Origin of the sequence: Paenibacillus allorhizosphaerae, assembly GCF_042659105.1 — a bacterium.
In the GTDB taxonomy this organism is placed as follows: Bacteria; Bacillota; Bacilli; order Paenibacillales; family NBRC-103111; genus Paenibacillus_G; species Paenibacillus_G allorhizosphaerae.
The window spans coordinates 255,484-281,004 of sequence record NZ_JBHSRV010000007.1 but is presented as its reverse complement, the minus strand read 5'-3'; the positions used below and the strand labels follow the sequence as shown (position 1 = coordinate 281,004).

Genomic DNA, 25,521 nt, shown 5'->3' with positions numbered 1-25,521 from the left:
AGAGGAATAAATCGTGAAAAAAATTCAACTTCTTACTGGCATACTGGTTAGCGTAATATTAATTTATATTGTGTTGAATGGAATTGATTTTGGTGATGTTTGGAATATTATAATTAATTTAGATTATTTAATCTTGGTACCAGCAGTTATAATCCAAATTCTTAGTTACTGGGTTAGAAGTATGAGATGGGCTATCATTTTAAAAAACATAAAAACGGTAAGAGTCAACAGATTATTCCCTATTATTTGTATAAGCTATATGGCCAATAATTTATTGCCACTAAGAATAGGGGAATTTGTAAGAGCTTATTTGATGGGTAAGAAAGAAAACATTAGTGCTACAGCGGTTTTTTCAACTGTAATCTTAGAAAGAATATATGATGGAATCACATTACTTTTGTTTTTAGGAGTAACAGCTATTTTGTATCCATTTCCAAGTTGGGTTAAGCAAATAGGATTAGTTACGACGTTATTCTTTTTTTGTGCTTTAGTGTTCATTTTTTGTTTGGTGGTATTTAAAAAAAGAACATTATCGTTTATCAACTTATTTATCCAAGTGCTTCCCGGTAAATTCAACAAAAAGATAGATGATATCATTGAAAAATTTATTGATGGTTTTGATACTATAAAAGACAAAAAAAAATTAGTTCCTATAGCTGTTTATTCTATAGTAATATGGTCTATGGAAGCGTACTTGTTTTATGCATTAGCAAAAGCTTTTGATTTTAATAGCGCAGTATATTTAGCCTTCTTTACACTAGTTGTAGTTAATTTGGGTATTATGATTCCCTCATCTCCAGGTTATGTAGGTACGTTTGAATATTTCATTACTAAAGCACTTAGTGTATTTGGAATATCTAAAGAAATCTCTCTTAGTTACGCCTTGATTTTGAGGGTCTTTCAATACTTACCTATTACATTAATAGGATTTTTATTTCTACTAAAAGAAGGTATTTCATTAACTCAATTAACGAAAATGAGTAAAGATGGAAATGGGAGAGAAGCTTAAATGCTTAAAGGAGTAATCTCAATTGTTGTGCCGGTGTATAATGAAGAGTTAAATATTAGACCAATGTACGAAAGGATTTGTAATACCTTTGATAAATGCGATTATGATTTCGAAATAATTTATGTCGATAACTGTAGTAAAGATAACACCGTAATGGAAATAAGAAAATTAAATGAACTGGATGCAAGAGTCATGGGAATTACTATGGCTCGAAACTTCGGAAGTTCTCAGCCAAGCACTATGGCTGGAATACATTACGCAAATGGTAATGCTGTTGTTATCATTGACGGTGATATCCAGGATCCCCCTGAATTAATTTTGGAGTTCATCAAAAAATGGGAAGAAGGCTATGAAGTTGTTTATGGCGTAAGAACGAAACGAAAGGGTTCTATACTAAGACGAATCGGGTATAAGATGTTTTATAGGATATTCAAGAAAATGTCTTATATAGAGATGCCGTTAGATGCAGGGGATTTTGGTCTCATAGATCGTATTGTAGTGGATGAGATAAAGAAATTAAAAGAAAACGAAATCTTTTTCAGAGGCATTAGATCGTGGATCGGATATAAGCAAATTGGTGTTGAGTATATAAGAGACGATAGGAATTTGGGAAATACTAGTATTCCTTTTTTTGCGAATTTTAAATGGGCGAAAATGGGGATATATAACTTTTCATATAAGCCATTAGAGTGGATATCTACTTTGTCTCTTATATTGACCATGGTGTCATTGTTAGGCATAGTTTATTATATTGTCCTTCATTTTATCTATCCTGAGACCCCTTATGGGTTTTCTACTATAATTGTTTTAATACTTTTTTTGGGAGCTATTCAGTTGTTGTCTCTTAGCATTATTGGAGAGTATATTGCTAGAATTTTTAATGAGGTTAAGGGAAGACCGAGATACATTGTCAGAGAATTAATTACAAGGCAACCTAAGGAGCAGCACATACTCGAAGCAGCGGCAACGTTAGAGGAGGAGAAAGGATGAATTATAGAGATATTCCTGTTGTTTTATTGTGTGGGGGTAAAGGAACTAGAATTAAAGAAATGACTGAAACTATTCCTAAACCCATGGTTAGAATTGGAGAAAAGCCTATCATGTGGCATATTATGAAAGGCTACTCTTATCATGGTTTTAATAATTTTGTCATTTGTTTAGGTTACAAGGGACATGTTATTAAAGACTTTTTTCTAAATTATGAATGTATGAATAGTGATTTCACTGTGGAATTGGGCAAAAAAGAGAACATTCGATTGCATAGTACACATGAAGAGAATAGTTGGAAAGTTACATTAGCCAACACCGGTGAAGAAGCGATGACAGGTTCAAGAATTAAACAAATCGAGAAGTATATTCAATCGGATATCTTTATGCTAACCTACGGAGATGGAGTATGTAACGTAGATATCAATAGATTACTTGATTTCCATTTATCCCATGGAAAAATCGGCACAGTTACAGGTGTTCGACCGCCATCAAGATTTGGTGAATTGTTAGTTGATGGTGATGAGGTTAAAAGTTTTAGTGAAAAGCCACAAACATCGGAAGGTAGAATTAATGGTGGATTTTTCATATTTAACAAAGAAGTGTTTAATTATGTATCCGAAGATGAAGATTGCATTTTTGAAAGAGAACCACTAGAAAGATTAGCGTCAGACGGAGAACTTATGATTTATAAACATGATGATTTTTGGCAATGTATGGATACCGTAAGAGATATGCAATACCTTGATAAATTGTGGCAAGAAAAAAGTGCCCCGTGGAAAAAGTGGGGGAACGCGAATGTCTTTTAATAACTTTTATAAAAACAAAAAAGTGTTGGTTACTGGGCACACTGGCTTTAAAGGGTCCTGGTTAGTGATTTGGTTAAAAGAATTAGGTGCAGAAGTAATTGGATACGCATTAGACCCTTATACGGATAAAGATAATTTTGTTTTGGCTGGGTTGGACAAAGAAATTGTAGATATCCGTGGTGACATTAAAGATTTTGCCAAATTAGAATCCGTTTTTCAAAAATATCAACCAGAGGTTGTATTTCATTTAGCTGCTCAACCATTAGTACGCTTGTCATATGAAAATCCAAGAGAAACGTTTGAAGACAATGTTATGGGTACTGTGAACGTGTTGGAATGTATCAGAAAGTGTGAATCTGTAAAAGTAGCAGTAAACGTAACAAGTGATAAATGTTATGATAACAAGGAATGGGTATGGGGATATAAAGAAACCGACGCTATGGGTGGGTACGACCCTTATAGTGCTTCAAAAGGCTGCTCAGAGCTAATTATTAATTCATACACCAACTCATTTTTTAATCCGCAAAATTTCGAAACACATAAAAAAGCGGTTGTTTCTGTTCGTGCAGGTAATGTTATTGGTGGTGGCGATTGGTCTAAAGACAGGATCATACCGGATTGCATAAGAGCAATTGAAGAAAATATAGCAATTCAGGTCAGAAATCCTTATGCCGTTAGGCCTTGGCAGCATGTCTTAGAGCCTTTAAGCGGTTATTTAAGTCTTGGATCGAAGTTACTTTCTGACCCCGAAAAATTTATCGGCAATTGGAACTTCGGGCCAACGAATGAATCTATAATCACGGTAAAAGAAGTCGTATCTACTGTTTTATTTAATTTCCCTCAGGGAACCTGGGACGATGTATCTTCTAATGGTCAGTTACATGAAGCAAAGCTTCTTAATCTTGATTGCAGTAAAGCTAATTTTATTTTAAAATGGAAACCTTCATTGAATATCAAAGAATGTATTAAACTAACTTGCGATTGGTATAAAAATTATAATACAGAAAATGTATATCAACTTTGTAAAGAACAAATAAGTTTTTATAATGAATGTGGGATTAGAAATAATAATGACTGGGCAATAAAATAAATTAACATGAGGAGGCCTTTAACTATGGTTACAGGTCTTCTTATTTTAAAGGAGATTTATGAAACACTATGATAATAAGAAGATATTGATAATAGGTGCTTCTGGTTTTATCGGGGAAAAACTCTATTCATATTTATTAAACGTCATAGGTTGTACTAATGTATTTGCAACTTCTCGAGCTGAGAAGAGTCAAAGAAATTGGTTTCAGTGTGACATTAAAAATAAAGTTATGGTTGAAGAACTCCTTTTACAAATAAATCCCGACATTATTTTTCATTTAGCTGCCGATATAAATCCCAGTAGAAGTATACTGGACTTTGAAGAAATAATGGAAACCAATATTATCGGTACAACAAATATTTTATCATCGATACAAAAAAATAAATTAAGCATTGATTGCTTTATTAATATTGGAAGTTGTGAAGAGTATGGCTTCATTGACCAACCATTCATTGAAGAAAAAATGCCTAGTCCAATATCCATTTATTCTGGGACCAAAGCTGCTGCAACAATACTGTGCAAAATGTTCTTCAATCTTTATAATATACCGATAATAACAGTTAGACCTTCATTAATTTATGGACCTGGACAAAAAGAACGTTTTTTTATACATCAAGCCATTACAAGTTTACTTGCTGGAACTAGCTTTGATATGTCATTAGGTGAACAAACTAGAGATTTTCTTTTTATAGAAGATTTGATCAGAGCACTTATTGAAATTAGTAAAATGCCATCATTAGCAGGGGAAATAATTAATGTTTCATCCGGGCAAGAATATTCGTTAAAACAAGTAATACAGCTTATCCAAAGGTTAACTAATTCATCGTCAAGTATAAATATTGGTGCATTACCCTATCGGGAAACTGAAATAATGTCTTTTTCATGTAATAATGAAAAAATATTAAATCTGACTAATTGGAGACCAATTATCTCACTAGAGGAAGGGCTCAAAAGAACTATTGAATATCATACTGGAGGATCTATCGAATGAAAATAGCGATTGTTGGTGGTGGTATTGCAGGGACGTCTGCGGCATATTACCTTCAGAAATTTTTAAATGCTCAAGTTGATATATTCGAGAGAAGTAATGATATAGGAGGTTTAGCAGGTACAATAAAAGTTGGTGATACGTTAATTGAAAAATACTATCATCACATATTTACACATGATAATTTTTATTTGGATTTAGTCAATGAATTGAATTTGGAAGATAAGTTAATATGGAAAGAAACAAAAACTGGATTTTTTAGTAATGGAAAAATATATCCTTTTACAACTCCTTTTGATCTTCTTAAATTTGATCCGTTAAGTTTTCTAAGTAGAATAAGGTTTGGTCTTTCAACTATAATTATTTCAAGATATAAAGATGTTGAAAAAATGGAGAATATGACGACGGAAGATTTTATGGTGCCTATTGTAGGCAAGCAAGTTTGGAATGTAATTTGGAAACCGATGCTTCGAATTAAATTTGGAGAAAATTACAACAAAATTCCTGCAGTCTGGATTTGGGAAAGAATTGTACAACGGTTCAGATCTCGTACAAATGGTGGCCAAAAGGAATTATTAGGTTATATGGAAAGTAGTTTTCATACTTTTAACGAAAAATTGTTGGAAGTCATAAAAAAACGGGGCGCAAACATAAAGTTAAACGCAAATGTTGAGGAAATAGTTATACAAAATAATAAATGTAAGGGATTGAAAGTCGACAACGAATTACTGGAATATAACTATGTTTTATGTACTGCCGCGTTACCAGTATTTATTGACTTAATTAAAGGTGCACCAGAAAGTTATAAAGAACCTTTAAAGCAAATTAAATACGATTGCGCACTTGTAGCTCTTATGACAATCAACAAGAAATTAAGTGATATTTATTGGTTGAATATCAGTGATAATCAAATTCCGTTTGGGGGCTTAATCGAGCACACCAATTTTATTTCTTCTGAGAATTACAGTGGAAAGACTCTTTTGTACTTTTCAAAGTATTTAAGTGTTAATGATAAGTTATTAACTATGAAAAATGAGGATATTGCAATTGAGTATGTTAAGCATCTAAAGAAAATCTATCCGGACTTTAAAGAAGAAATGATTGAAGATTTTGTAGTTTCTAGAGACCGATATGCTCAACCAATATGGCCAATGAAATATTCTAAAATAAAACCGTCATATAAAACTCCTATTGAAGGGCTATTTTTAGCTAATACATCACAAATTTATCCTAATGATAGGGGCATGAACTTTAGTGTGAAATTAGGTAAACAGGTATCTGAAATTATGGCAAAATTATAAAATAACCATTAGTAATCTATATTCAATATCAATATTTATCGGTATGTATGGCTAGCTAGAATTTCTAGTTGGCCTTTTTTGTCGTTTATTTAAACTCATTGAGATGTTGTAATTAAAAACTATTTGCTAGAATCTGAAGATTAGTGTAGAATTTTGACGTCGTAAAGAAAATTTAATGATTTCATAATACAATAGTAATAAATAAGATAATTATAGGAGAGAACTATATGAAAAAATATTTTTTAATTTCGGAGCTCACATTATTTTCTATTGGTTTTTATTTAATTAGCACAAAGACTGCACATGCATATATTGATCCGGGGACTGGGAGCTATATTTTACAGGTAATTATAGCTACTTTGTTGGGAATTGCATTCTCCATTAAAATGATGTGGTTTAAAATTCGCACATCTTTTCTAAAATTTCTCAAGAAATAGGTGCTATATATAAATGATAATTTCTAGTTCATTTCGCGATCCAAGTGGATTTGTATTTCAGAATAATGGAATAGTTTATAGACAAATTAACAAAATATATGAAAATGATTATTTGCGTTTAATGAGTTCGGGATTGTATCAAGAACTCGTTTCTGAAAATCTGCTTATCCATCATGAAGAAGCATCATCCGTGGAACCACCGGTTGAAGAAAAGTGCTATAAAATCATTCAACCATTAAAAATAGAGTTTATTTCTTACCCATATGAATGGTCTTTCCATCAATTGAAAGATGCAGCATTATTAACATTAAATATACAAAAAAAAGCATTGCAGTATAATATGACGTTAAAAGATGCCAGCGGATATAATGTGCAATTTCATAACGGTAAACCCATTTTTATAGACACACTATCGTTCGAAACATATAACGAAGGCGATCCTTGGGTTGCTTACAGACAGTTTATCCAACATTTTTTTGCTCCTCTAGTCTTAATGAACGAAGTGGACATTAGATTAAACGATTTATTAAAGAACTATATCGATGGATTACCATTGGATTTGGCAAGTGCGATATTGCCCAAAAAAACTTATTTTAATTTTACAGTGTTAACCCATATTCATTTGCATGCAAAAAGTCAGAAACATTACGGTAGTACGAATAAAAAGATTATAAATCAACAGAAAGTTAGTAAACACTCGCTTTTGGCCCTATTAGATAATTTGGAAAGTTATTTAAAGAAGCTTGAATGTAAATCTGTTGAAACGGAATGGGGCAATTATTATAGCAATACTAACTATTCTGATGAAGCAGCCAAATTCAAGGGGAAAGTAATCGAAGGATTTTTAGAAGAAATATCACCCGAATTTCTATGGGACTTAGGGGCTAATACCGGACATTACAGTAGGATCGCAAGTTCAAAGGGAGTTCGGACAATTTCATTTGATATTGATCCCATTGCAGTGAGCAAAAACTATCTGCAAGTTAAGGATAATAAAGAAAGTAACATACTGCCGCTTTTGCTTGACTTAACAAACCCTAGCCCGAACATCGGTTGGGCGAATAATGAGAGACTTTCGATAATCAACCGAGGATTACCTGATACTGTTATGGCATTGGCATTAATTCATCATTTAGTTATTAGTGCAAATATTCCTTTAAGTAAAATAGCAACGTTCTTTAATAACATATGTGATTCATTAATAATAGAATTTGTTCCAAAAACCGATTCTCAAGTAGAAAAAATGTTAACGAATCGCAAAGATATTTTTGAAGATTATACACAGAATTCTTTTGAAAAAGAGTTTCGTTCATTTTTCACAATGAAGGAAGCGATCAAGATTCCTGATTCGGAAAGAACTATATATTTATTTCAGAAAGAGCGAAAGGAATTTTGATTAAATTATGAATTCCGTCGAAAATAGAAACCAGTCGATTTTAGTTTCGATATTTCTAGCACTTACTTTATTTGTAGTTGGCCCACTTTCTATATATGAAGCCAATCATATTGAATATGCGTTTACTGTACCGCAAATCATACCGATTATTTTATTTGTATTTTTCATTGTTGCAACAGTAATTTTTTTAATATTATCTCATTTAAAGGGAGAATTATACAAAGAAATAATAACAGTCTTCTTTATGATAAGTGTTCTTTTTTGGATACAAGGGAACGTGTTAGTTTGGAAGTACGGTGTTTTCAATGGTGAAGAAATACCCTGGGAGAAATATACGAGTAATGGATTAATCGATATTTCAGTTTGGGTTATTTTTTTAATACTTGTATTTATAAAAACAGACTTTTTTTATAAATTAATAAAAAAGGGAAGCTTGTTTTTTATTTTATTACAAGTAATCTCATTAACTTATACATGGGTTCAAGCTCCGCCAGAACCACAATTTAAGAAGTATGTGTACGATGAAACAAATCAATTTAAATTTTCGGCCAAAGAGAATGTAATTGTTTTATTGCTGGATACGTTTCAAACGGATCTTTTTTCTGAGTTAATTAGTGAGAACGCGGAATACAAAAATATGTTGTCTGGGTTTACTTATTACCCCAATACAGTAGGCGGATTTCCTACAACATATGCTTCGGTTCCCTTTATTTTAACTGGCCAGTACTATGACAACTCGGTACCCATGCAACAGTTTGTGAAAGAAAAATACTTAACGCAATCGATTCCATTAGTTCTTAGAAAGCACAACTTTAATGTAGGACTTTATCCGATGGTTACTCAGACCGTATACCCATCTGAGGAGACGGCATCGAATGTTTCAAAAATTAAGTCCTTCACATTAGCCAACACGACTTATGTCAAAGACTTGTATCAAACGACCTTCTTTAGATACGTACCTCATTTCTTGAAAAAATATTTTTACAAAGTGGATGTTTTAAATAAAGACCCGGAGCAGCACGGCCGTGACGTTAATTTTGTAGAGAGAGCCGAGAAAAAATCACAAGTTGGGGAAACGAATCCAACGTTTAAATTTTATCATTTGGAAGGTGCACATCCCCCTTATAACCTTAATGAAAAACTAGAGCGAGTAAAGCTTGAAGGCCGAGAGGGGTATAAGACAAAAGCAAACGCTGCATTAAAAATCACTGAAAAATTCCTGGGCGATTTAAAGCGTATAGGAGTTTATGATAACTCCATTATTGTTATTATTGGGGACCATGGAGGCGGTGAAAAAGTTAATGTTAATGCAGGGACGGCAAATGACGCCAACTATACTAATAATTCGGTCGTTGCATCCGGACTTCCATTAATGCTGTATAAACCTATGAATGCTACTGGGCAACTGAAAATCTCAAAAGTACCGGCTTCTTTATCCGACATTTCAAGTACCATCGTTTCTGAATTAGGGATTAACGAAAAATTCCCGGGACAGTCGTTATTAACACTTAAGGAAGATGATGAACGGCAACGTCGCTTTATGTTTTATTCCTGGGAGCATGAATATTGGAATAAAGAATATCTTCCGACGATGACGGAATATGCGGTTAACGGTTACAGCTGGAACAAAGATTCATGGATACCGACGTACCGAAAATATTCGTCAGAAGGACTTAATTTTAGTCCTCCACCAACCTACGAGTATGGGAATCAATCAAAATTTGGTATTGGTGGCGACACAACAAAGTATGAAATTTGGGGTTTTAGCACTCCTGAACAAGGCTTTACATGGACCGATGGAAAAGGGGCTTCCCTTTCCATTCCGGTAAAAAAAGCTGATAAAGATTTAATTCTTAAAATCACTGGATTTCCTTTTCTTGCTGGACAAGTTACTCATCAAAGAGTCAATGTAAAAATAGATGGGAAACTATTAACGCAGTGGGATATAACTTCGCAAGGGGGCTGGGAAGTTAAAATCCCCAAAGAATTGACAAATGATGATGTTATTCATTGCAATTTAGAATTTCTTGATGCCGTATCTCCTTTTGATATGAAGCTGAGCGACGATCAACGAGTTCTTGCACTAGCTTTACAATCTCTTGTTATTGATGAGATTAAATAATACATCCAACTCCTATAACCTACCCGTTATAGGAGTTTTTATTTCCTCCCCAAACCTTGTCTGCATAATTGTCCAAGTCCCCACATAGACATGTTATCAGTTAGCTTGATCATGTGGTGGAGGGGATGGAGTTATGCGGCGGTTCACGTGGGTAGTGGCCCTAGTGATGGTTTGTTTAAGTGTAGTGGTGAGCGGGTGCGGCCTCTCGAAAAGAGACGCCGGCTCGGTAGTGAAGGATCTGGACGGGACGATGAGTAAGCTGACCAGCTATCATGGCATCGGTCAAATGACGCTCAAGACGGGACAAGAGCCGCAGGAGTATGCGGTGGAAGTTTGCTTCCAGGCACCGTCGTATTACCGGATTTCGCTCACGAACGCAAAGAAGGATATTACGCAGATTGTGCTTCGCAATGATGATGGGGTGTTTGTCTTGACCCCACATTTGAACAAAAGCTTCCGTTTCCAAAGCGACTGGCCGGAGAACCAAGGGCAAGCCTACTTATATCAGTCGCTGGCACAAAGCATCATCATGGATAACGAGCGCCAGTTCATATCCGATGAAAAAGCGTATATTTTCGATGTGGTGGCCAACTACCAGAATGGCTCCCTGGCACGTCAAAAAGTATGGCTCGATAAGAAAAACTTGGCGCCGCAGCATGTGGAAGTTTCCGATCAAAATGCCAACGTGATGATGGTAGTGAACTTCGACAAATTTGAATTTGGAACGAAGTTCGAGAAAGATTATTTCGACATGCAGCGCAATATGACAAGCTGGAACCTCAAATCGTTGCCGACGATGGCGCAAGGTAGCGGCGCAGCTTCGGCAGCAGGCACGCATGAAACGGCACAAGGCAAAGAGGACGCCAAAGCTACAACAAGCACGGGAACAGGCAAAGAGACGGCCACGGGCAATGGAACAAGCAAAAATAATGGCGCAACCGCGCCGACCGATAATAAGTCTAATGCAAGCGCCGGAACGACGTCCGGTTCCAATAGCGGAGCTACTAACAGCAATGGGGCTTCGGCGAACGGCAATGCCACCGGAGCAACCGGCAACAGTGCAGGAACAAGCGGTGGATCTGCCGCAGCAACCGGCAGCAATAACGGTGCAACAGCGGGTGCGACTACCGAGGGGCAGAAACAGCAATCGTTCGGCATTATCGAGCCGAGATATATGCCTACAGGCGTGAAGAAGCAGGATGTAACCGAAATCAAACTGGGTGAGGACAAAGGGGTCATGCTGCGCTATTCCGGGAAATACAACTACACGTTGACGGAGTCGCGTCCGCAAGCGCAGACAGTATCGATTTTGCCGGGCGATATTATGGATCTCGGTTTTACGCTGGGCGTAGTGACGGGCGACGCTAAGAAAACGCTCACCTGGACGTATGACGGTGTAGAGTTCCGTTTGTCGACGGGTGATCTGCCTCCAGAGGAAATGATCAAGGTAGCACAAGCGGTGCAAGGTGAGATGGGCAAATAAGCAGGTAATCGAAAAAGCTTCGCTCTCCGATGAGAAATCTTCATTCGGGGAGCGAGGCTTTTTACTTCAATTTGGCGTGAAAATATTTGTATTTACAAACGATCACCAATCGCTTTTTACAGGGACACACGAAATACTTCTGCACACAAAACGTCGTTACAAAATCGCTGGTAAATACTGACGAACGGAATTGTTACTGTTTTATTCGTTGACAGTGCGCGGCGGAACGGATTAACATGGGGATATTGCACGCAGGGAAGCGCCCATTCGCTGGTTAAAACCGATAGTGGTGCGCGTTCCACGATACTGTCGTGCTCAATGAGACTGAAGAAGGTGAAAGGGTATGGATTCGTTTTACCGGCCCACTCGGGTGGAAATCTCCTTGGACGCGCTGCGGCATAATTTGGGAGAGTTCCGGAAAGTGCTGCCCGAGCACGTGAACATGATGGCTGTAGTCAAAGCGGATGCTTACGGACACGGTGCCGTGGAGGTAAGCCGGGAGGCGCTTCAATGCGGCGTTGATTATATTGCGGTAGCGTTTTTGGATGAAGGTTTGGAGCTGCGCAGAGCGGGCATTACGGCGCCGATCCTTGTGCTGGGGTACACCCCTCCCGAAGGATTGGAGACGGCCTGGAAGCACGATATAACGCTGAATGTATATACGCATGAGCTGCTGAATGCATGGGAGAAGATCGGGCAATCCAAACGCAATGAGCGCCCGTTAAAAGCGCATATCAAGATCGATTCCGGCATGAATAGGATCGGGCTAACGGATGTGGAAGACGCCATCGCTTTGATTGAACGGGCAAGGCAGCTTCCGGGGCTCTGTGTTGAGGGCTTGTTCACGCACTATGCATGTGCCGATGAAACGGATAAAAGCTACACTTACGAGCAGCACAACAAGTTTGCGCAAGTGGTGGAGCATTTTCGGCGGGCAGGCGTTGAATTTCCTTATATTCATGCAGGGAACAGCGCTGCGGCAATCGATACGCCCGATTTGACCTTCAACATGGTAAGGCTCGGGATCAGCATGTACGGAATGTACCCTTCGGAGGAAGTTAACAAGCGCCGCATTGAGCTTCAGCCTGTGCTTAGTATCAAATCAGGCGTAGTGATGGTCAAAAAAGTGCCTGCCGGTGCCGGCGTAAGTTACGGAGCAATATATCGGCCGGTTACGGAAGAGACGATTGCGACGCTGCCGATCGGATATGCGGACGGTTTTTCTCGAATGCTGACCGGCAAAGCGGAAGTACTGGTTCGGGGAAGACGCATGCCGGTGGTTGGCAGAATTTGCATGGATCAATGTATGTTGAATGTAACCGGGCTTGACGATATTTCTATTGGAGAAGAGGTAGTCATTATCGGCTGCCAGGGGAACGGGCGGATTACGTCGGAGGATCACGCGGCTTGGCTCGGTACGATCAATTACGAAGTGACTTGCATGATCTCGCACAGAGTGCCGCGAGTATACATCAAGGATGGCCGCGTATTTCTGACCGTGAACCCGCTGCTTCATCACGTATGGGAACAGCCGGAATAGTTGATCGATGGAACAACGGGACCTTGGTCTCTACTTGCAGATAAGTGATGCGGAACGGGGAAACCGACAGTGCTGCCCGATACTGACAAACGTCGCTCCAGGGTCGCAATCGCCTCGTTGTAGTACTCTGCTGGTATTTGGTGGTGGTATGGCGGACCCCACTACCGGCTGCCGCCAAATGGCGAAAGAGGCAACGAATCGTTCGTTTGGGTATAATTGCCATCGAACTTTTTTTAACCGATGAGAGGATTTTCTTGTTTTACCGCGAATATGTATATAAAATACTTTTGCGAATGCATTGCACGGTATAACATACTTGCTATACTTTAAGCATATACTCACTTTGTATATTTTTACTGGGAGTTTGCCATACTGGTGGTAATAGGTGTTTGTATTGTTTTTGGGGGTGCATGTTCAGGTGTCCAATGCGCATAACACAAAGCGTATCATGATCAGTTTGCCGGATTATTTGCTGCAGGAAGTGGACCATCTGGTTGAGAAAGAAAATTCCAATCGCAGTGAATTCATTCGTCAAGCCATGAAGCTTTACCTGTTGGAACGGAAAAAGCGTCATTTGCGCGAATCGATGCAGCGCGGGTACATGGAGATGGCGAAGATCAACCTACACATGGCCTCGGAGGCATTTCAAGCGGAGGAAGATGCGGACCATACGCTGGACCGTCTAGTGAGCGGGGTGTGACGATTGATTGTCAAACGGGGCGATGTTTTTTTCGCGGATCTGTCACCAGTTGTCGGTTCGGAGCAGGGCGGTATTCGTCCGGTTCTGATCATTCAGAATGATATTGGCAATCGCTTCAGTCCCACGGTCATCGTGGCGGCGATTACGGCGCAGATTCAAAAAGCCAAGCTGCCAACGCATGTGGAGATTGACGCGGAAGCGCACGGTTTTGACAGGGATTCGGTCATTTTATTGGAGCAGATTCGGACGATTGACAAGCAACGGCTCACCGATAAAATTACGCACTTGGATGAAGAAACCATGCGCAAGGTCGATGATGCATTGCAGATTAGCGTTGGACTGATCGAATTCTAATGAATCTTCGAGGCGGGGGTGGTTGATACCCTCGTTTTTTATTTGACAATGGATAGCGGTAACCCTGATATCATTGTTGCAATGTTTGATTGACAACTGACAGCACTACCTCGATGTAACAGTTGCAATGTTTGATTGGCAACTGACATCAGCACCTTTGATGTAACAGTTGCAATGTAAGATTGACAACTGACATCAGCACCCTGATGTAACAGTTGCAATGTAGGAGGAGCAGCGGATGGCCAAAGAACAAGCGGTACAAGCAGACGAAGCCAGAGCACACGTGGAATTGACGGATGAAATGAAAACGGCGATCCATGAGCGTATTTTAAAACAGATTGCGGCGGAGCTCCAGCTGCCGGCGGGACGCGTAAGGACGACGATCGGACTGCTGGAAGAGGGGAACACGATTCCGTTCATCGCCAGGTACCGAAAAGAAATGACCGGAGAGCTCGACGAAAACCAGCTGCGGGACATCGAGGAGCGACATACATATCTTAAAAACTTGGAAGACCGCAAGCTGGAGGTCATAAGACTCATCGATGAGCAAGGCAAGCTGACCGGCGAACTACGCTCCGCGATCGAGAGCGCCGTCAAGCTGCAGGAAGTGGAGGACTTGTACCGGCCGTACAGGCAAAAGCGGAAGACGCGGGCAAGCGTGGCCAAGGAAAAGGGACTCGAACCGCTTGCGGATTGGATGTTGAAGCAGCCGAAGCAGGGCGATGTAATGGCGGAAGCCGGCAAATATGTGAGCGAAGACAAAGGCGTTGGCTCTGCCGAGGAAGCGGTACAGGGCGCGATGGATATTATCGCGGAGCAGATCGCCGACGACGCAAAGGTGAGAGCTTGGGTACGCCGCCAAACATACGAGCAAGGCATCCTTCGCACGGAGGCTAAAAATGCGGATCAAGAGTCCGTGTACGAGATGTATTATGCATATCAGGAGCCGGTCCGCAAGCTGCCGCCGCATCGCATATTGGCGATTAACCGCGGGGAGCGGGAAGAGGTGCTGAAAGTGTACCTCGAAGTTCCGACAGAACGAATCCATGACTACATCGCAAAGCAGTATATAAAAGGCCCGTCCGTCGTGCGCGAGACGCTGATAGCTGTGATTGAGGATGCTTACAAGCGGCTGATCGCTTCGTCCATCGAACGCGAGGTTCGGAATGAAATGACGGAGAAAGCCGAGGAGAAGGCGATCGAAGTATTCGCCGAAAATCTTCGCAACCTGCTGCTGCAGCCCCCAGTCAAAGGGAAAGTGGTACTGGGCGTAGACCCGGCCTACCGGACAGGCTGTAAGCTCGCGGTCGTGGACGATACGGGCAAAATGCTGGAAATCGCCGTCACGTATCCGACGCCGCCGAATAATAAGGTTGCGGAAGCGAAAGCGGCTTTTAAAAAATTGATCGATAAATATAGCGTCGAGCTGATCGTTATCGGTAACGGTACGGCGTCGCGTGAGACGGAGCAGTTTGTTGCGGAGCTGATCGGTGAGGTGAAATCACGCAAGCTGCAATATTTGATCGTGAACGAGGCGGGTGCGAGCGTGTATTCCGCATCGAAGCTTGCCCAGACCGAGTTCCCCGAGCTGGATGTAGCTGAGCGAAGTGCGATCTCCATCGCGCGCAGGCTCCAAGATCCGCTGGCCGAGCTGGTAAAGATCGAGCCGAAGGCGATCGGAGTAGGCCAGTACCAGCACGACGTCACGCAAAAAAGGCTCGAGGAGAGCCTCAAGTTTGTCGTAGAGTCTGCGGTAAACCATGTCGGTGTGGACGTAAACACAGCTTCGCCGTCGCTTCTTTCCTATGTTTCGGGGATTAATAGCACCCTGGCTAAAAACATCGTGAAATACCGCGACGAAAACGGGAAATTCGAGCGCAGGGCTCAGCTGCAAAAGGTGCCGCGGCTAGGGGCGAAAGCGTTCGAGCAATGCGCAGGCTTTCTGCGGATCGGCGAAGGGAACAGTCCGCTGGATAATACGCCGATTCATCCGGAGTCTTACGACGTGGTGGACAAGCTGTTTTGCGAGCTGAAGCTCGAGCTGTCCCAGCTCGGCAGCGCGCAGCTGAAGGAAATGCTGCAGCGGCTTGAGCCGGAGGAACTCGCGCCGAAGCTGGGCGTTGGCGTGCCGACGCTTCGCGATATTCTGGATTCGCTGCAGCGGCCGGGACGCGATCCGAGGGAAGACGTGCCAGCGCCGATATTCCGTACGGATGTGCTCCAAATCGAGGATTTGTCTCCGGGCATGGAGCTTAAGGGCACCGTTCGCAATGTCATTGACTTCGGCGCTTTCGTCGACATCGGGATTAAGAACGATGGGCTGGTGCATATTTCACAGCTTAGCGATTCTTACGTGAAACATCCGATGGATGTCGTTTCCGTCGGTGATGTCGTTACGGTGTGGGTGCTCAATGTTGATTTGAAGAAAGGCCGCGTAGGGCTTACGATGAAAAAGCCCTCCTAACGCATAAAAATAGAGCATGCGCCGGCGCAGGAAAAGCACTGCCCTTCTTGCGACGCGCTGATGCTCTATTCGTTTTTTTATGATTACAATTCAGATGTCGACGATTCGCCGTCGCTTTTTCTCGTCCGGTAAAAAAACCAGCAATCGTTAAGCAGTCGGATTTGCCGGCGGTTTTTATTGTAAAACGCTCGCATTAACTGGTTGCAAAGCCATTGTGGCAAGACGATCAGTCCCTTCCGTTCTAGCTGCCTTCTCTTTGGTATAACATATGGGCGGCAGAAGATAACGGTGCAGGTCCCAAACGGTATGGTTTGCTTGCAAAATCAATCGATTGCTCCTAATGGAATAGAGGCAGCTTACGCGAATTCTTCCTCGTCCTCATACCACTGCTCCAGCTGTGCTTGAAGCGCGCGGATTTCCGTGAGCAAGGAGACGAGCGGGTATTCTTTTTCCTGAATCGAAGCAAACGTTTGCTCCAACCGGTTGATGTATTCCAACCCGTTGTGAAGCTTGTAATCCGGATGTACGATCTCCAGGTTGTCGAATTCCGCAATGAAGCTGGGCAGCGCTGGCACACTGCTTGCGGTCAACTTGCTTACTTCTTTATGAAGACGCTGATTCAGGGCAGCCAACTGGTACATATGGGAAGCGGGCATTTCCACAAATTCAATCGTCTCACTTTGTTTGAGCAATGCATACTTTTTAGACATGGTTGGAAAAGCTCCTCTCATAAGGGGAAAAGTGTCTTAGAACGTCCGATATTGATGATTCCTACTTGACAGTGTAGCCTAAGCAGTGGTTACAATTCAAGTGAGAACATTAGAGAGATACTAGAAAACCAAGGGTGGGAGAGCTGATGGATGACCGACAGCTGCAGCTGTGGGTGGAGCAAATCTCGCTGTCGTCGTTTGGACGTCCTTTCGTACATCGGGCGAGGTTTAATCGAAGGCTTCGTTCGACAGGGGGGCGATATTTTACCCGGACGCACGATATCGAGATCAGTTGGCTGCAATATGAACAGTTTGGGGCAGCCGATGTGGAGAAAATCATTAAGCACGAGCTGTGTCATTACCACTTGCATTTGCTCAAGCAGGGGTACCAGCACCGGGATGAAGATTTTAAGCGGCTGCTCGACCAAGTGGGCGGGACGCGGTACTGCAAATCGCTTCCGTCGTCGCTTCAGCGCAAGGAGCCGTATCGCTACAAGCTGGTATGCGTGAACTGCCGTGCTGAATATATGCGCAAACGGAAGGCCGATCCAAGGAAATATGTGTGCGGTTATTGCAAGGGCAAATTGAAGCTGCATCAACTTGACTTGAAGAAACATTCATGATAAATTAAAGATTGTCATTCCCTGATAGCTCAGTTGGTAGAGCACTCGACTGTTAATCGAGTTGTCACAGGTTCGAGTCCTGTTCGGGGAGCCATTTTTTCTTGGAGAGATACCCAAGTGGCTCAAGGGGACCCTCTGCTAAGGGGTTAGACTGCGTAAGTGGTGCGAGGGTTCGAATCCCTCTCTCTCCGTATATAACAAAGGAACCGCCGAAAGGCGGTTTTTTTGTTATATACGGGAGTAAAAGAGGGGTTTGAACCCGAGAAGAGGGGGCGTCGGAGCAGTGAGTAGATGCTGCGGAGTCTCGCGAGCGAAGCGCGAGTATCCCTCTCTCTCCGTATAATAAAGAAACCGCCGAAAGGCGTTTTTTTTGTTGTATACAGGAGTAAGAGGGTAAGAGAGGGGGGCAAGTATAAATCCGTACTTCGTATTTCGATTTCAAAAAAAATAGAAAAAAGGGTTGTCAATCCGTGTCGACTCCGATATAATAACACTTGCCGCTCAAAAAGACGGCGTTTATAACAAGCGTGGCCCGTTGGTCAAGGGGTTAAGACACCTCCCTTTCACGGAGGTAACAGGGGTTCGAATCCCCTACGGGTCATTATAAAAAGCAGGGGATGAGAACCCGAAGGGTTCGTCGGAGCTTGGCTTCAGAAGCGTAAGCTGCGCAGTCTCGGAGTGAAACGGAGAGTATCCCCTACGGGTCATTACAAAAGCAGGGGATGAGAACCCGACGGGTTCGTCGGAGCTTGGCTTCGGAAGCGTAAGCTGCCCAGTCTCAGCCTCCTGCTATTTTTAATACGCGGTTGTGGTGGAATGGCAGACACGCTATCTTGAGGGGGTAGTGGGCGTACGCTCGTGGAGGTTCGAGTCCTCTCAACCGCATAGATTGTTTTTTGGGAAAGCCCGCGCGAGCGGGCTTTTTTACTGTTTGTCGAACAAGGTACCTGCATAGCTGGACCGTCCTGCGATCACGCAATAGCCGCGGGAAGCCTACCGCCCCGAATCGATCAGTTCCGCTTCAACTCTCCTTACCGGTGCCCGACCTGACATTTTGCAAAATACATTATGACATTCCCTTTTATACCAATTCGAGGTAATCTAAAAGTAATCGAAAGAAGCATGCACACAAATCCAGGAAACCGGGGAGTTGTTCGAATGAAGCGGCCGAATATTTTGTTAATCACGAGCGATCAGCAGCACTGGAACACGATCGGGGCTTTCAATCCGGAGTTACGCACGCCTAGCTTGGACCGGCTGGCTAAGGAAGGGACGACCTTTACCCGCGCCTATTGTCCGAATCCGACCTGTACGCCAACGCGGGCGTCCATCATAACAGGGATGTACCCGAGCCAGCATGGCGCCTGGACGCTTGGGACGAAGCTGCTGGAAGACCGTCATACGGTCGGAGAAGATTTCGCAGCAGCAGGCTATAAGACGGCGTTGATCGGGAAGGCGCATTTTCAGCCGCTGAAAGAAACGGAGCAATATTCATCGCTGGAATCGTATCCGGTCTTGCAGGATTTGGACTTTTGGCGGACGTTCCACGGTCCGTTTTACGGCTTCGACCATGTCGAGCTCGCGCGCAATCATGCGAACGAAGCTCATGTCGGCCAGCACTACGCCGTTTGGATGGAGGAGAAGGGCTGCAGCAACTGGCGGGATTATTTTTTGCCGCCGACCGGTACGATGGATAAGAAAATACGGCATAAATGGCCGATTCCGGAACAATACCATTACGATACGTGGATTGCCGAGCGGACGAATGCGCTGCTGGAACAATATAAGGAAGAGGATCAGCCGTTTTTCCTTTGGTCGAGTTTCTTTGATCCGCATCCGGACTATTTGGTGCCGGAGCCGTGGGATACGATGTACGACCCGGAGAAGCTCTCGATCCCGGCAATCACGCCGGGGGAACACGATCGCAATCCGCCGCATTTCGGAATGACGCAGCAGGAAAAGCCGGACTTCAGCCATTTGCGGGAGAGCGGCTTCGGCGTGCACGGCTACCGCTCGCATTTGATGCCGGAGGCCGAACGGAAGCGGATTGTAGCAACCTATTATGCGATGATCAGTCTGATGGATAAATATATCGGCAAAATACTCGACAAGCTAGACGAGCTCGGCTTGGCGGACAATACGGTGGTCATCTTCACAACCGACCACGGTCATTTCTTCGGTCAGCACGGGCTTCAGCATAAGGGCGGATTCCACTATGAGGACTTGATTAAGCTGCCGTTCCTCGTGCGCTATCCGGGGCATGTGCCGGAAGGGAAGCGAACTGCCGCTATACAGTCGCTTGTTGATTTGGCACCGACGATGCTGAGCTTTTGCGGGATCGATGTGCCGGCTGCGATGACCGGTGTAGATCAAAGCGCCGTCTGGACAGGGGAGCGGGAGCGGGCTCGCGACCACGCGATATGCGAGTTCCGGCATGAGCCGACGACCATCCATCAGAAGACGTATGTGGATGAGCGTTATAAAATCACGGTGTACTACAACCAAACATACGGCGAAATATTCGATCTTCAGGAGGACCCGGGCGAGCTTCGCAATCTGTGGGACGATCCGGAACATGCCTCTTTAAAAGCGGAACTGCTGCTCAAATACGTTTGGGCGGAGCTCGGCAAAGAACCGCTGGCAATGCCGCGGATATGGCATGCTTGAACGAACGGCCAAAAAGGAAGAAGCACAAGAGCTTCTTCCTTTTTGTTAAACTTTTCGCGGCAGGATGGTAAAGCCGAAGGACATGAGCCTCCGTTAAAATAAATGATTTTCATCGAAGCGCATTCCCAACCGTTCATCAATTTTAGAAGCTATCGATCCAGAACGTGTTACTGCTTTGCGCGGTGCCGCCACCACATTCCTGCACATTCCGGTACGACGCTCCACCGGTTGTGCCGTACCACTTCCGCAAGCGTATCCCCAAAGAAGAAGCGGGTCAGCCGCTCAGCTTCTTCCGGCGACTCGAACCGGTAATCGGTCCGATACGCGGCATGGGTGAAACCGTAAGCCTCTTCAAGCTGCCGGTAGTAGGCTTTCAGGAAGTCCGGAGGCTGAGGCTGCTCCACGCCGGTTCCCAGCGTTTCGAAAATGATGACGGTCCCGTCCTTTTTCAAGACGCGGTCAATTTCGTCCATCGTTTTCTGCAGATTGCGCTCCCAGTTCGGGACGTTGCTGCTCGCAATATAGCAGATACTCCAGCCGGACACGACCAGGTCGATGGAGTTGTCCGCAATCGGCAAGCTCCGGTGATCCGCCGTACCCGTCCTCCAGTTGGCATGTCCGGCCTCAGCCAGCCTGGCTGCCGTCACTCGAAGCATCGCTTCCGAGGCATCCAGCGCAACGAGCGACCGGGCTTTTGGCGCCAGCATCGCAGAAAATCTTCCCGTACCTGCGCCTAGGTCGAGCACGTCCAGCCCTCCTATCGGTCTTACAGATTCGATCCTATCAAGAAGACTGCGCTGCTTTGATATGAGCTGCTCGTACGTGTCGGCTTGTGTGTTATAAATGTCAGTGTGGTTAGGCATCGTGTTGACCTCCTCAACTATTTATTCGCTACAACAAACAGCCTACGGCTTCACGCAGCGAGAAGGTCAAGTACGATTTTGAGCCGGCAGCGCTAGATGGAGGAGGTCAGGGAAACAAATAATCCCGGCACGGCTATTCAACGATACTACGAACGGTGCGTCGCAGCGGGGCACTGTATGAGGTTTCATAGCAAACCACACGACTACTGCCGCCAAATTGGAACGGCATACAGGATGCAAAGCATATCGTCCAGCAACTTATAGGTGGCGAGGTATCCGTTCGCTTCAAACCAGTCGATCAGGCGCGAAACATCAGCGTAGTGCCGCTCATCTGCGGGGTGGGCCGGCTCAGGGTATCTCCGTTTCGCTTCATTTTCGAACATGAGATCCGTTATGCAAATACGGCCGTGCGGCTTCAGGACACGTTTCATTTCCGCGAGTGCAAGCATCTTTTCTTCATCGGTCAAATGGTGAAAGGCGTAGCTGGATACGATGAAGTCAAACTGCCGGTCCGTGAAGGGAAGCGATAGGAAATTGCCCAGCTTCGTCTCGAGCCCGGGATACTTGCGGAGACAATGCTTCAGCATTTCCTTGGATTGATCGATCGCCGCCATCCGAATGCCCCGCATCAGAAGCCGACCTGCCAAATTCCCCGTACCCGTGCCGATGTCCAGCCCGTATTCGCCTTGCGCAGGCGCAACCCAGTGCATCGTTTGTGTGAGCGCTTCGTCATAGTTGCGATAATCGGCGCCGCTGCCGCTGGCAACCCGTTCATCGTGAAGCGGGGCCAGCTTGTCGAAGTTCCAGCGGTCATGCCAGCTTTTGCGCAGCTCGCGAAGTCGCTTGGAACCTTCGGCCAGCGTATATACATCGGCGAGCGGCAGCGTTTGCTTCTGCTTAACCATCGCAATCATCTGATCCGTCGTTTCGACCATTTGTTTCAGCTCCAACCACTGCGAGAACATCACCGATCGTTGAATCTCCAGCAGCGACAATAGCTCGCTTTGGTTGCCCGCATCGACCTCGATTAACGCCAGCCGAATATCCTCTATACTCATGCCGACTTCCCGCAAGGCTATGATGCATTGAAGCTTCCACACATCGTTTTCCGTAAAAGACCGATATTGGTTCTCGGCCGATTTGGCCGGATGAATAAGCCCCTTCTCCTCATAAAAACGGATCGCTCGCGGCGAAATATTCAGCTTTGCGGCTATTTCCTTGATTTGCATGAATGAGATGTATTCCTTTCATGGATTCGTTCCTATCAGTCAATCGCTAGCAAGCTAGATGACGTAACGGTAAACTTTGCCGTAACGTGAATGTACAGACCAAAGGAAGGTCCACCAAACATCTCATGCCAACAACGATCATTTATTTATCGCGGCTCACCGGCTGCATCTCTTTCACTTTACTGCGGTATGCCGCCGGAGATATGCCGTATTTCTCCTTAAAGGCTTTGTGGAAAAACGTATAACTCTTGAACCCGCAGCTGTCGGATATTTGCCCAAGCGTCATCGAGGTATAGTTCATCCGGTCCACCGCCCCGGATAACCGAATGTCCATCGCATACTGGATCATCGTCTTGTCGTAGCTTTCCTTGAACAAGTGAACGGCTCGCGAAACGCTCAGGCCGACGTGTTTGGCCACGTCCTCCAGCGTAAAGGTCTCCATCGCATGCGCTTCGACATACCGCTTCATGCGGGCGGCCGTATAGGGGCGGTTATGCGAGGGATCGGTTTCGTTGATCGCACGGTCCAAGTACAGGCAAAAGGCGCCAAGCAGATGAGCGGTCAATTCGCGGTTATCCTCACTGAGCCGGTACTTTTCCAAAATCAGCTGCTTCCACAAGGACAGCAGCATCTCGTTCGGCTCGATACGATACTTCCATTTTCGCGGCGCGCGGTTCCACCACTCGGAGATCTGATCATTCAAGCAAAATAAATAATAATCGCCGCTGGCGATTTTGGCAGCGGATGCGTCGCCCGGCGGCTCTTCGCCGATTCGTAATTCGTAGAGTGTTCCGGGAGGCAGCAGCAGCACATCCCCCGCGGCAAGCCGGCTTTCCCGCCCGTTAACCGTTACAAGGCTTGTACCCTCCGTTTGCAGGCGGATCAAATAACTGCCGAGACCTTGACCCCGGTGGCTTGTATAAAATTTGCTCGTGTGGTACGAGTAGCCGCACAGCAATACTTCTTTCTTCAAGTTGCCACCACCCATATAGCAAGATCGTTGATATATTGAATATTATCGATGATATGGGACAAACGCGCAATCTGCAATCCGGTTTATGGATGATATTGATATATGGAGAGGGAGGGGCGCTGCGCAGCTAGTACACCGAGCGGGCGCGACGGACCGTGCAGCGCCGTAACTTCCGGCTACGATTCGCGCGTAGGAAAGATGATGGCGCCCGGTGAAGCTCTGCTAGCTGCGGCTTGGGGGAATCGTAACAGAACCGCTCGTTAAAGCCCGGTACCAACGCGATTGAAATAAAGGAACCGCGTTCCCTGGTATGCAAGCTGTCCTTGATCACCTTCGGCCATAAGCCCGTAGTCCGTGCCCCGGACACGAAGCTCGACGCGATTGCCGTTATCGAATTGAAACGTCACATAGTACGTGGTATGGGCGGAAGTATCTCCACTCCCTCCGCTGACCAGCGTACGCTTGGATACGATTTCTGCCGCGGTGACAACCTGGTCGCTGGCATTGTTTTTCATCCAAGTGAACAGGCCTCTGCCGATGACAAACACAAAGATGCCAACAACGAGTACAGGGATGAGGGTGAAAAAGAAAGAAAATAGGGGAGGCGGCCCGCCAAACGACATATCTCATCAACTCCTAATCTGAATCATTATAATAATGACGCGCGGATGGAAAAAAAGTTACACGATTCTCAAGAACGAGCTTATCGAAATTGCCGAAAGCATCCACTTTACTCTTGCTCCGGAACGCGATATAATGACAACATTACGCGGTTGTGGTGGAATGGCAGACACGCTATCTTGAGGGGGTAGTGGGCTTACGCCCGTGGAGGTTCGAGTCCTCTCAACCGCATATATCATTGCGCAGAAAGACGCCTTATTGCATAAGGCGTCTTTTATTATTATCGCAAATGGTTTAAAGTACGATAAAGCATTAAAGCATGCTGCGGCGGTCTGCACCAAGAAAAAAATCCGATACAAACGTTCTGGCTGCTTTGAAGGACTTCGGTCGAAGCTTCTGTTACGAATCCCGAGACTTATAACCGCGCCAGAGACTGCCGTTCCGCTTGCGGCTTGCATTTTCGGCACACGCCGACGACTTTGCCGTGCACGGGGCCGGCATAAAACGTGAGCTCCTTGGGACTCACTTTCTGCTTGCAATAGGAGCAGCTTTGTTTTTGCAAAGACAGCTTTTTCCGTTGCAGAGGAGTCGGTCCCTTGCGGCTGCGCTTTCTTGAAGCGACGATCCAGATCAATGCCAGTATGATCACGGCCGCGACTAGTCCGTAAACAAGCTCCCGGCTATAAAAAGCCATCACACTCACCTCGCAATATAGCTTGCTCGCGACAGGATCGAGCAGCTTCGTACAAAACACCCGTTTACTAAACATTCTGCAAGCAAGGGGGTATTCCTTTTTTCTTGCCGCGAACCGGCATATCTCGTATACTATAATCAAATATAGGATCGGGGAAAAGGTGAGACTCGTGAATGTGAACGCGGCACTAAGTGCGGTAAACGGCGGCGATCTGCTTAAGCAGGCGATCGGTATAACGCTGTTGGATACAATGAAGGATGTGCAGACGGCACAAGCGGCGACGCTGCTGCGCGATTTTGCGGCGGCTCAGCATCCGTATTTGGGAAAAAGTTTGGATATACGTATATAGCGGAATCATTGCGCTGCAATGCCTCGTACAGACGCCGGCGAATCGCCGAGCTTGTCCGGGGCTGTTTTTTTTGTTTTCCGAAAGGTAACAAATTCCTTCCGATCATCCGATA

At 44.5% G+C, this 25,521-nt stretch carries 23 protein-coding genes and 5 tRNA genes; 21 read left to right on the top strand and 7 right to left on the bottom strand.

The genetic code is table 11. The features are described 5' to 3' along the window. Window positions 1–13: 13 nt before the first annotated feature. The 13 genes from ACFQI7_RS24515 to ACFQI7_RS24455 all read left to right on the top strand — a co-directional run bounded on the left by ACFQI7_RS24515 (window position 14) and on the right by ACFQI7_RS24455 (window position 16,680). Window positions 14–1,009 (top strand): lysylphosphatidylglycerol synthase transmembrane domain-containing protein, encoded by a 996-nt coding sequence (locus tag ACFQI7_RS24515; RefSeq protein WP_377517758.1) that lies wholly within the window; start codon window positions 14–16, stop codon window positions 1,007–1,009. After that, window positions 1,010–1,999 (top strand): glycosyltransferase family 2 protein, encoded by a 990-nt coding sequence (locus tag ACFQI7_RS24510; protein ID WP_218103569.1) that lies wholly within the window; start codon window positions 1,010–1,012, stop codon window positions 1,997–1,999. It abuts the gene before it with no gap. After that, window positions 1,996–2,805, top strand: a complete 810-nt coding sequence (gene rfbF, locus ACFQI7_RS24505; RefSeq protein ID WP_377517756.1) for a glucose-1-phosphate cytidylyltransferase — start codon at window positions 1,996–1,998, stop codon at window positions 2,803–2,805. Before ACFQI7_RS24510 ends, rfbF begins: the two co-directional genes overlap by 4 nt. Next, complete coding sequence (rfbG, locus tag ACFQI7_RS24500) at window positions 2,795–3,895, top strand: CDP-glucose 4,6-dehydratase (RefSeq protein ID WP_377517754.1); 1,101 nt, start codon at window positions 2,795–2,797, stop codon at window positions 3,893–3,895. Before rfbF ends, rfbG begins: the two co-directional genes overlap by 11 nt. 58 nt (window positions 3,896–3,953) lie before the next feature. Then, window positions 3,954–4,886, top strand: coding sequence for an NAD-dependent epimerase/dehydratase family protein (locus ACFQI7_RS24495; RefSeq protein ID WP_218103591.1), 933 nt, complete (start codon window positions 3,954–3,956; stop codon window positions 4,884–4,886). Beyond that, window positions 4,883–6,184 carry an NAD(P)/FAD-dependent oxidoreductase gene (locus ACFQI7_RS24490; RefSeq protein WP_377517752.1) on the top strand — a complete coding sequence of 434 codons (1,302 nt, stop codon included), beginning with the start codon at window positions 4,883–4,885 and terminating at the stop codon, window positions 6,182–6,184. The genes ACFQI7_RS24495 and ACFQI7_RS24490 overlap by 4 nt, the downstream gene beginning before the upstream one ends. A gap of 450 nt (window positions 6,185–6,634) precedes the next feature. Beyond that, window positions 6,635–8,017, top strand: a complete 1,383-nt coding sequence (locus ACFQI7_RS24485; protein WP_377517750.1) for a hypothetical protein — start codon at window positions 6,635–6,637, stop codon at window positions 8,015–8,017. Between the two features lie 7 nt (window positions 8,018–8,024). Further along, complete coding sequence (locus ACFQI7_RS24480) at window positions 8,025–10,139, top strand: sulfatase-like hydrolase/transferase (protein ID WP_377517748.1); 2,115 nt, start codon at window positions 8,025–8,027, stop codon at window positions 10,137–10,139. Window positions 10,140–10,272: 133 nt separating this feature from the next. Further along, window positions 10,273–11,622 (top strand): outer membrane lipoprotein carrier protein LolA, encoded by a 1,350-nt coding sequence (locus tag ACFQI7_RS24475; protein WP_218100173.1) that lies wholly within the window; start codon window positions 10,273–10,275, stop codon window positions 11,620–11,622. 343 nt (window positions 11,623–11,965) lie between these two features. Beyond that, on the top strand, window positions 11,966–13,162 hold the full coding sequence (alr, locus tag ACFQI7_RS24470; RefSeq protein WP_218100172.1) for an alanine racemase: 1,197 nt from the start codon (window positions 11,966–11,968) through the stop codon (window positions 13,160–13,162). A gap of 418 nt (window positions 13,163–13,580) precedes the next feature. Continuing rightward, on the top strand, window positions 13,581–13,862 hold the full coding sequence (locus tag ACFQI7_RS24465; RefSeq protein ID WP_218100193.1) for a CopG family ribbon-helix-helix protein: 282 nt from the start codon (window positions 13,581–13,583) through the stop codon (window positions 13,860–13,862). A gap of 3 nt (window positions 13,863–13,865) precedes the next feature. Beyond that, window positions 13,866–14,216: a type II toxin-antitoxin system PemK/MazF family toxin gene (locus ACFQI7_RS24460; protein WP_014649298.1), complete on the top strand. Its 351-nt coding sequence runs from the start codon at window positions 13,866–13,868 to the stop codon at window positions 14,214–14,216. Window positions 14,217–14,454: 238 nt separating this feature from the next. Next, window positions 14,455–16,680, top strand: coding sequence for a Tex family protein (locus tag ACFQI7_RS24455; protein ID WP_218100171.1), 2,226 nt, complete (start codon window positions 14,455–14,457; stop codon window positions 16,678–16,680). Between the two features lie 83 nt (window positions 16,681–16,763). On the opposite strand, the gene cmpA is transcribed toward ACFQI7_RS24455, so the two are convergent. Beyond that, window positions 16,764–16,901 (bottom strand): cortex morphogenetic protein CmpA, encoded by a 138-nt coding sequence (cmpA, locus tag ACFQI7_RS24450; protein ID WP_218100170.1) that lies wholly within the window; start codon window positions 16,899–16,901, stop codon window positions 16,764–16,766. Between the two features lie 135 nt (window positions 16,902–17,036). Further along, window positions 17,037–17,390 (bottom strand): hydrolase/acyltransferase, encoded by a 354-nt coding sequence (locus ACFQI7_RS24445; RefSeq protein ID WP_218100169.1) that lies wholly within the window; start codon window positions 17,388–17,390, stop codon window positions 17,037–17,039. A gap of 146 nt (window positions 17,391–17,536) precedes the next feature. Between ACFQI7_RS24445 and ACFQI7_RS24440 the strand changes: the two genes are divergently transcribed. The 6 genes from ACFQI7_RS24440 (at window position 17,537) to ACFQI7_RS24415 (ending at window position 20,680) form a co-directional block, all read left to right on the top strand. Continuing rightward, the gene (locus ACFQI7_RS24440; RefSeq protein ID WP_218100168.1) at window positions 17,537–18,013 is read left to right on the top strand and encodes a SprT family protein; all 477 of its coding nucleotides are present in this window, start codon (window positions 17,537–17,539) and stop codon (window positions 18,011–18,013) included. Between the two features lie 18 nt (window positions 18,014–18,031). Then, window positions 18,032–18,107, top strand: a tRNA-Asn gene (locus ACFQI7_RS24435). A gap of 9 nt (window positions 18,108–18,116) precedes the next feature. Continuing rightward, window positions 18,117–18,204, top strand: a tRNA-Ser gene (locus ACFQI7_RS24430). 338 nt (window positions 18,205–18,542) lie between these two features. Then, a tRNA-Glu gene (locus ACFQI7_RS24425) sits at window positions 18,543–18,614 on the top strand. A 201-nt stretch (window positions 18,615–18,815) separates the two neighbouring features. Further along, window positions 18,816–18,898, top strand: a tRNA-Leu gene (locus ACFQI7_RS24420). Window positions 18,899–19,171: 273 nt separating this feature from the next. Then, window positions 19,172–20,680, top strand: coding sequence for a sulfatase family protein (locus tag ACFQI7_RS24415; RefSeq protein WP_218100167.1), 1,509 nt, complete (start codon window positions 19,172–19,174; stop codon window positions 20,678–20,680). A 167-nt stretch (window positions 20,681–20,847) separates the two neighbouring features. Here ACFQI7_RS24415 and ACFQI7_RS24410 read toward each other — a convergent pair whose 3' ends face one another. The 4 genes from ACFQI7_RS24410 to ACFQI7_RS24395 all read right to left on the bottom strand — a co-directional run bounded on the left by ACFQI7_RS24410 (window position 20,848) and on the right by ACFQI7_RS24395 (window position 24,368). Further along, window positions 20,848–21,543 carry a class I SAM-dependent methyltransferase gene (locus tag ACFQI7_RS24410; RefSeq protein WP_218100166.1) on the bottom strand — a complete coding sequence of 232 codons (696 nt, stop codon included), beginning with the start codon at window positions 21,541–21,543 and terminating at the stop codon, window positions 20,848–20,850. A 203-nt stretch (window positions 21,544–21,746) separates the two neighbouring features. After that, the gene (locus tag ACFQI7_RS24405) at window positions 21,747–22,772 is read right to left on the bottom strand and encodes a MerR family transcriptional regulator (protein ID WP_218100165.1); all 1,026 of its coding nucleotides are present in this window, start codon (window positions 22,770–22,772) and stop codon (window positions 21,747–21,749) included. A gap of 142 nt (window positions 22,773–22,914) precedes the next feature. Next, window positions 22,915–23,745 (bottom strand): AraC family transcriptional regulator, encoded by an 831-nt coding sequence (locus ACFQI7_RS24400; protein ID WP_218100164.1) that lies wholly within the window; start codon window positions 23,743–23,745, stop codon window positions 22,915–22,917. Window positions 23,746–24,005: 260 nt separating this feature from the next. Next, window positions 24,006–24,368: a DUF2500 domain-containing protein gene (locus ACFQI7_RS24395; protein ID WP_218100163.1), complete on the bottom strand. Its 363-nt coding sequence runs from the start codon at window positions 24,366–24,368 to the stop codon at window positions 24,006–24,008. Window positions 24,369–24,514: 146 nt separating this feature from the next. Between ACFQI7_RS24395 and ACFQI7_RS24390 the strand changes: the two genes are divergently transcribed. Beyond that, a tRNA-Leu gene (locus tag ACFQI7_RS24390) sits at window positions 24,515–24,597 on the top strand. Between the two features lie 184 nt (window positions 24,598–24,781). Here ACFQI7_RS24390 and ACFQI7_RS24385 read toward each other — a convergent pair. Continuing rightward, window positions 24,782–25,060 carry a hypothetical protein gene (locus ACFQI7_RS24385; RefSeq protein WP_218100162.1) on the bottom strand — a complete coding sequence of 93 codons (279 nt, stop codon included), beginning with the start codon at window positions 25,058–25,060 and terminating at the stop codon, window positions 24,782–24,784. A 160-nt stretch (window positions 25,061–25,220) separates the two neighbouring features. On the opposite strand from ACFQI7_RS24385, the gene ACFQI7_RS24380 reads away from it, so the two are divergent. Next, complete coding sequence (locus ACFQI7_RS24380) at window positions 25,221–25,409, top strand: putative motility protein (RefSeq protein ID WP_218100161.1); 189 nt, start codon at window positions 25,221–25,223, stop codon at window positions 25,407–25,409. Window positions 25,410–25,521: the final 112 nt, after the last annotated feature.